This is a genomic window from Christiangramia aquimixticola (genome assembly GCF_048285835.1).
GTDB classification, from domain to species: Bacteria; Bacteroidota; Bacteroidia; order Flavobacteriales; family Flavobacteriaceae; genus Christiangramia; species Christiangramia aquimixticola.
This window is the reverse complement of sequence record NZ_JBLVTL010000004.1, coordinates 225,203-232,838: the sequence shown is the minus strand read 5'-3', so window position 1 is coordinate 232,838 and position 7,636 is coordinate 225,203. Positions and strand designations below refer to the sequence as shown.

Sequence of the window (7,636 nt, the reverse complement as noted above, 5' to 3'; positions counted from 1 at the left end):
CTGTTTCATCCAGGGCGAAATTGGAAGGTCTTAAACCTGTTGGGAAAATAGATCTGGAAAAGCCGGGAGAAACTCCTAAGAAGGAAGAAGCGCCAAAAGCCGAGCCTGCTAAAGAAACCCCGAAAGAAGAAGTTAAAGAAACTCCAGCTGAAGAACCTGTCAAAGAAGCTGAAGCGCCTAAAGCTCCTGAGAAACCTGCTGTAAAGCCGGAAGTTTCTCAGCCTGAAAAACCTAAGGAAGAAAAGGTTGAGGAGGTAAAACCTGAACCTAAGAAAGAAGAAGCCGCTCCGGCTGAAGCTAAGGAAGAAGAGCCTAAGGAAGAATCCAGTACCATAGAGACCAAGTACACTAAACTTAGTGGACCTAACTTTACCGGTAAAAAGATCGACCTTTCTCAGTTCAAGAAACCTGTTAAGAAGAAGGACGAGAAAAAGGACGATAAGAAGGATGATAAGGATAAGCGCAAAAAGCGTCGCCGTCGCATTAGTAAAGATGTGAAAGGTGGAGGTGGAGCACCACGTGTTAAAGGTACAGGTGCGGCTGCCGGAAGAAAACGAAGTAAACCAATTACCAAAGAAGAGCCTACTGAAGAAGAAGTTCAAAAGCAGGTAAGAGAAACTCTGGAGAAACTTCAGGGGAAATCTTCTAAAGGTAAAGGTGCAAAATATCGTAGAGAGAAAAGGGATCAACACCGTCAAAGATCTGCACAGGATCTTGCTCAGCAGGAATCTGACGAAAAGATCTTAAAGGTGACTGAATTCGTTACGGTGAGTGAGGTTGCAACCATGATGGATGTTTCTGTAACTCAGGTGATCTCTGCTTGTATGTCTCTTGGAATGATGGTTACCATGAACCAGAGACTTGATGCAGAAACTTTAAGCATCGTTGCTGAAGAATTTGGCTATGAGGTTGAATTCACTACGGCAGATGTTGAAGAAGCTGCTGAAGAAATTGAAGAAAATCCGGAAGATCTTGAAGCAAGAGCTCCAATCGTAACAGTAATGGGTCACGTTGACCACGGTAAAACTTCCCTATTGGATTACATCCGTAAGGAGAATGTAATTGCCGGGGAAAGTGGAGGAATTACTCAGCATATTGGTGCTTATGGTGTGAAGCTCGAAAGCGGACAAAAAATAGCATTCCTGGATACACCGGGTCACGAAGCCTTTACGGCGATGCGTGCTCGTGGTGCACAGGTAACAGATATTGCAATTATTGTAATTGCAGCAGATGATGATGTGATGCCGCAAACCAAAGAGGCAATCTCTCACGCGCAGGCAGCGGGAGTGCCAATTATCTTTGCGATCAACAAATCTGATCTTCCAACTGCAAACCCGGAAAAAATTAAAGAGAAACTTGCCCAAATGGATCTTCTTGTTGAAGACTGGGGTGGTAAGATTCAGTCCCACGACATTTCTGCGAAAACAGGATTAGGTGTGAAAGAATTACTTGAAAAAGTACTTCTTGAAGCTGAAATTCTTGAATTACAGGCTAATCCAAAGAAACCTGCAAAAGGTACTGTGGTTGAAGCCTTCCTTGATAAAGGTCGTGGTTACGTAGCAACTATCCTGGTTCAGGGTGGTACGCTTAAAGTTGGTGATTATGTACTTGCCGGTAGAAATAGTGGTAAGGTTAAAGCTATGCACGATGAGCGTGGACATGAGGTAAAAGAGGCTGGTCCTTCTACGCCGGTGTCTATCCTTGGTCTTGATGGTGCGCCTCAGGCAGGTGATACTTTCAAGGTGATGGAAGATGAGCGTGAAGCTAAGGATATCGCAGCAAGACGTACGCAGTTACAAAGAGAGCAGAATGTTAGAACCCAGCGTCACATTACTCTTGATGAAATTGGTAGACGTATTGCACTTGGTGACTTTAAAGAGCTTAACATCATCCTTAAAGGGGATGTGGATGGTTCTGTGGAAGCACTTACAGATAGTTTCCAGAAGCTTTCTACGGAAGAGATTCAGGTAAACATCATTCATAAAGGAGTTGGTGCAATTACTGAAAGTGATGTGCTACTTGCTTCAGCGTCTGATGCAGTAATTATCGGATTTAACGTTCGTCCTGCCGGAAATGCAAGAATGGTTGCAGATAAGGAAGAGATCGATATAAGAACTTACTCGATCATTTACGATGCGATCAACGATCTTAAAGATGCGATGGAAGGTATGCTTTCACCGGAACTTAAGGAAGAGATCACCGGTACTGCTGAAATTCGTGAGACCTTCAAGATCTCCAAAGTTGGAACCATCGCAGGTTGTATGGTTACTTCAGGAAAAATCTACAGAAGTGCAGGAATCAGACTTATCCGTGACGGAGTTGTGGTCTATACCGGAGAGCTTGCTTCGCTAAAACGTTTCAAAGACGATGTGAAAGAAGTTTCAAAAGGATATGACTGTGGTCTTCAAATCAAGAACTACAATGATATTAGAGAGGGAGATGTTGTGGAAGCCTTTAGAGAGGTGGAAGTAAAGAAAACCCTTAAATAATATTTACTTATAAGAACAAAAAAAAGCGGCCATTGGCCGCTTTTTTTATTTGTAGTTGTTCCTATTTTCTCTGTGGCTTCGGGATAAATGCTGCCGGGAAATTATCTTTAATTTTAAGTAGTGCGCGATCTGCCTCAAGGCGGTTTCTAAAGTTGCCAACCCAAACCTTATAGTTTGGAGCTTCGTATACTATTTGCGAAGAATAAGGATATAGACTGCGGTATTTCTGGATCACTTCATTTGCCTCGCCATTGTCGCCGTAAAATAACTGGATCACAAACCTGTCTTTGATCTTATTGTTTTGATTCAGTTCCTTTTTAACTTCCATAAGCTTCTCGATCTTTTTGCTCTGCTGGATGTTCACGTTGCCTTCCTGAGCGCTGATATTAAAGCTGATAGTACAGAAAAAAGCAGATGCTAATAAAGTCTGATATAGTTTCGGTTTATTCATGATTTCCTCGATTTTGACAAATGTAAAATTAAATAACTTAAACAGGTTGTAATTTATTATTTAGAACTATTATAAATTAACCATTAACACTTATCTAACATTCCTTAAATCGTCTATAAGTATTACTTTTGTGCCTGAATTTAAAGGTACCTTTTTAGGTTTTTAGCCCTAAAATACTGAGTGTAAAAACCGTACCAAAGTTTAGACGTTAATCGAACTTATAATATGAAAAAGGTGATTTTCCGCCATTCAACTTCGCGACAACTACTTTTAAGCGTAGCATTTTTATTTTCATTTTCTGTTTTTGTGCAGGCACAGGAACAGACTGCACAGGACTCTCCGGCTCCGGCCGAGGCGAGTCAGGAGGCGGCTTCTGGCGGGTCTTCTTTGGGTGATCCCGGTGCGGGGAAAGAACTGTTCAACTCTTTATGTGCTGCATGTCACAAGCCATATTCCAATTCTATTGGTCCTGCTCTTAACGGGGTGACAGATAGACACGATATGGATTGGATCCATGAGTGGGTGAAGAATTCAGCTGCACTTATCGCGAGTGGAGATTCTAAGGCAAATGCGGTTTACAATGAGTGGGGTCAAACGGCTATGCCGGCTTTCCCGCAATTGAATGAATCAGACATTAATAATATCCTTGCTTATGTAGAGCAACCAAAGCCGGAGCCAAAAGCTGCGAGTGGAGGTCCTGCTGGTGAAGCTGGTGGTCAGGGTGCTGGCGGAGTTTCTGTGAATGTGATTCTTGGAATTCTGGTATTTGTACTTGCTATCCTGTTGGTGGTGTTATTCCTTGTAAATAAAACATTAAGAAATTTTGCTGCGGCTTCAGGGATTACGATTCCGGAAAAGCCTAAAAGCAAGCCTATCCATAAAGCTTTTGTAGAAAATCAATTCCTTGTACTTGTAAGTGCAGTGGTTGTGCTTCTTGCTGTAGGTTATTTCGCTTACGGATTCTTCATGCAGGTTGGTGTGGATAAAGGCTATCAGCCAATTCAACCAATTCATTATTCTCACCGTATTCATGCCGGTGACAATCAAATCGAATGTAAGTACTGTCACTCTTCTGCAAGAACTTCAAAAACTGCAGGGATACCTTCGTTGAATGTTTGTATGAACTGTCACAAGTCCATTTCTGAAGTTTCTCCTGAAACAGCTACTGAAGAATATTCAAAAGAATTTTACGATAAGGAGATCGCCAAGCTATATGATGCTACCGGTTGGGATCCTGCGACCAGAACTTATTCCGGAGAAGAAAAACCGGTTAAGTGGGTGAGAATTCATAACCTTCCTGATTTTGCATATTTCAACCACTCTCAGCACGTAAGTGTTGCTGGTGTTGAGTGTCAAAAATGTCACGGTCCAATCCAGGAGATGGAAGTTGTGTATCAAAATGCTCCTTTAACTATGGGGTGGTGTGTAAACTGTCACCGTGAAACCAATATTCGTATCGAGGGGAACGAGTATTATGAAAAAGTACACGAGGAGTTATCTAAAAAATATGGTGTAGAAGAGCTTACAGCTGCTCAAATGGGTGGTCTTGAATGTGGTAAGTGTCACTATTAAAAATCCTGAAATTCAGGTTTAATTAAGAAGCTAATATCTAGATATAATATGTCATCAAACAAGAAATACTGGAAAAGTGTTGAAGAGCTCGAAGATAACAGCTCTGTTGTTGAGGCGCTCCAGCAAAAGGAATTCGCTGAGCAGATCCCGGTAGAGGATTTTCTTGGGGATAAACAAAAGCTTGAAGACTCTAAAACTTCAAGACGTGATTTCCTTAAATATGTTGGATTCAGTACAGCAGCGGCATCATTGGCAGCCTGTGAAGGTCCGGTGGTAAAATCTATTCCTTATGTGGTTCAGCCGGATAGAATAGTTCCCGGGGTAGCAAATTATTATGCATCTACAATTGCAGATGGTTTTGATTTCGCCAGTGTATTAGTGAAGACTCGTGAGGGTCGTCCTATCAAGATTGAGAATAACGAATTTTCGAAAGCTAAGGCTGGTGTAAATGCACGTGTGCATGCATCGGTACTTTCGTTATATGATACAAAGAGGGTAAAGCGCCCTATGATTGAAGGAAGAAATGTTTCCTGGGAAGAATTTGACCGCGAGGTTAAAACTGCTCTTGAAAACACTACCGGTGAGATCGTTTTGCTTACACAAACATTTGCCAGTCCTTCTACATCAAAGCTTATTCAGGAGTTTTCTTCTAAATATGGAAATGTTCGTCACGTAGTGTACGATACAGTTTCTGAAGATGCTGCTTTGAATGCATTCCAGAATAAATATGGAAGACGTGCATTGCCTAACTACGACTTTTCTAAAGTGAAAACTGTGGTTGGTGTTGGTGCAGATTTTCTTGCCGACTGGCAGGGAGGTGGATTTGATGCGGGTTATGCTCAAACCCGTATCCCTAAAAATGGTAAGATGTCTCGTCACATCCAGTTCGAGTCTAACATGACTCTTACGGGTGCGAATGCAGATAAACGTATTACTCTAAAACCTTCTGAGCAAAAAGCTGTAATGGCTGCTTTAAGGTCTTATATAGTTGGTGGTTCTTCTACCAGTTCCCTTTCTCCAAAACTTGATGATGCTGTTGTTAAAGCTGCAAGTCAGTTAAGAAAAGCAGGAAGCGGAGCTGTTGTAGCTTGTGGATTGCCAGATGAAGAAGCTCATACCTGGGCTTTCGAGATCAATGAGGCTTTAGGAAGTAAGGTAATGGATGCTTCTAATGCAAGAATGATCCGTCAGGGTAATGCTTCTGAAGTTCTTCAGGTTGTAAAAGATATGAACAACGGTAAGGTTGGTGCTCTTTTGATCGCCGGTCTTAACCCTGTGCATACACTTCCAAACAGAGAAGAATTCATTGAAGGTCTTGCAAAAGTTGAAACTGTAGTAGATTTCACTACAAGAACAGATGAGACTTCAAAATTAAGTAAATACGTTGCGGCTACTCCGCATTACCTTGAAAGTTGGGGTGATGTGCAGTTTAGTGAAAAGGCATTCAGCCTGATGCAACCAACGATAAGACCGTTATTTGATACAAGGCAATTTCAGGATACCCTTCTAAAATGGTCTGATAATAATGCTTCTTATTACGAATATATCAAGGAGACCTGGTCTGGTGGATTAGGTGACAGAAGCTGGAGCGAAGTACTTCATGACGGAGTATTTGAAGCTACCTCTCCTGTTACATTGCCGGCTTCTCCAAAAACATCTTCTCCAATCAAGTTCAATATGGATGAGCTTGAAGGTGATGGTTTTGAATTGAGCTTATATACAAGTATCGCCATAGGTGATGGCCAGCAGGCTAACAACCCATGGTTACAGGAAATGCCGGATCCACTATCCCGTGCAAGTTGGGATAACTACCTTACTATCTCCAGAGGAGATGCAGAGGCAATGGGTCTTGAAAATGAGCATGATGATAACGGTGGTCTTAACGGTAGTTACGTAAATGTTTCTGTTGGAGATACTGTTCTAAAAAATGTTCCTGTTTACATTATGCCGGGGCAGGCAAAAGGGACCGTTGGTCTTGCGCTTGGGTACGGTAGAACGGCAGGAGTACAGGAAGAGATGCAAACAGGTGTGAATGCATACCCGTTGTATAAGAACTTCAATACTGTACAAAAAGTAAAGATTGAGAAAGCTGCAGGAATGCATGAGTTCGCTTGTGTACAATTGCACAATACTCTAATGGGTAGGGGAGATATCATTAAAGAAACCACCCTAGAGATATTCAATACAAAAGATGCGAAAGTTTGGAACAAAACTCCAAATGTTTCACTTGATCACCAGGAAACTCCGGTTACTTCTCCGGAAGTTGATATCTGGGAGAGTTTTGACAGAACAACCGGGCCTCACTTTAACCTGAGTATAGATCTTAACGCGTGTACCGGATGTGGTGCTTGTGTGATCGCCTGTCATTCTGAAAACAATGTTCCTGTTGTAGGAAAAGAGGAGATTAGAAAATCAAGAGATATGCACTGGTTGCGTATTGACAGATACTTCTCTTCTGAAGATACTTTCGCGAACGATCTTGATAAGAAAGAAAACATTGGTGGTTTAGGAAGTTCATTATCTGAGTTTGCTGAGCTTGAAGAGCCGGCAGATAACCCTCAGGTTATTTTCCAGCCTGTAATGTGTCAGCATTGTAACCATGCACCTTGTGAAACAGTTTGTCCGGTAGCGGCAACTTCTCACGGAAGACAGGGGCAAAACCAGATGATTTATAACAGATGTGTTGGTACAAGATATTGTGCTAACAACTGTCCTTATAAAGTGCGTCGTTTCAACTGGTTCAACTACGCCAGAAATGATGAGTTCGATTACCATTTGAACAATGACTTGGGAAGAATGGTTCTTAATCCAGATGTAACTGTACGTTCCAGAGGGGTTATGGAGAAATGTTCTATGTGTATTCAAAAAACTCAGAAAACTATTCTTGATGCCAAGAGAGAAGGTAGAGCGATTAAAGACGGAGAATTCCAGACTGCTTGTTCTGCTGCATGTGATAAAGGAGCTATGGTGTTTGGAGATGTTAATGATGAAGAATCCAAAGTTCTTGAATTGAAAAATGATGACAGGATGTATCATCTGCTTGAATACCTGGGTACAAAACCAAACGTGATGTACCAGACGAAAGTTAGAAATACAACCGAAGCTTAAATTAACGAATAACTAA

Annotated in this window: 4 protein-coding genes; 3 read left to right on the top strand and 1 reads right to left on the bottom strand. The window is 41.7% G+C overall.

From position 1 onward, the window contains the following. On the top strand, positions 1 to 2,489 hold a 2,489-nt coding region (infB, locus tag ACNKXV_RS10250; RefSeq protein WP_417907633.1), incomplete at its 5' end, for a translation initiation factor IF-2. 61 nt (positions 2,490 to 2,550) lie between these two features. On the opposite strand, the gene ACNKXV_RS10245 is transcribed toward infB, so the two are convergent. Next, on the bottom strand, positions 2,551 to 2,940 hold the full coding sequence (locus ACNKXV_RS10245; protein WP_417907632.1) for an SPOR domain-containing protein: 390 nt from the start codon (positions 2,938 to 2,940) through the stop codon (positions 2,551 to 2,553). Positions 2,941 to 3,165: 225 nt separating this feature from the next. On the opposite strand from ACNKXV_RS10245, the gene ACNKXV_RS10240 reads away from it, so the two are divergent. Next, positions 3,166 to 4,512: a c-type cytochrome gene (locus tag ACNKXV_RS10240; protein WP_417907631.1), complete on the top strand. Its 1,347-nt coding sequence runs from the start codon at positions 3,166 to 3,168 to the stop codon at positions 4,510 to 4,512. 48 nt (positions 4,513 to 4,560) lie between these two features. After that, complete coding sequence (locus ACNKXV_RS10235; RefSeq protein ID WP_417907630.1) at positions 4,561 to 7,620, top strand: TAT-variant-translocated molybdopterin oxidoreductase; 3,060 nt, start codon at positions 4,561 to 4,563, stop codon at positions 7,618 to 7,620. Positions 7,621 to 7,636: the final 16 nt, after the last annotated feature.

Excerpts from the sequence above, each read along its gene's own strand:
- ACNKXV_RS10240 (WP_417907631.1), top strand. The coding sequence starts at position 3,166 with ATGAAAAAGGTGATTTTCCGCCATTCAACTTCGCGACAACTACTTTTA.
- ACNKXV_RS10245 (WP_417907632.1), bottom strand. The coding sequence starts at position 2,940 with ATGAATAAACCGAAACTATATCAGACTTTATTAGCATCTGCTTTTTTC.
- ACNKXV_RS10235 (WP_417907630.1), top strand. The coding sequence starts at position 4,561 with ATGTCATCAAACAAGAAATACTGGAAAAGTGTTGAAGAGCTCGAAGAT.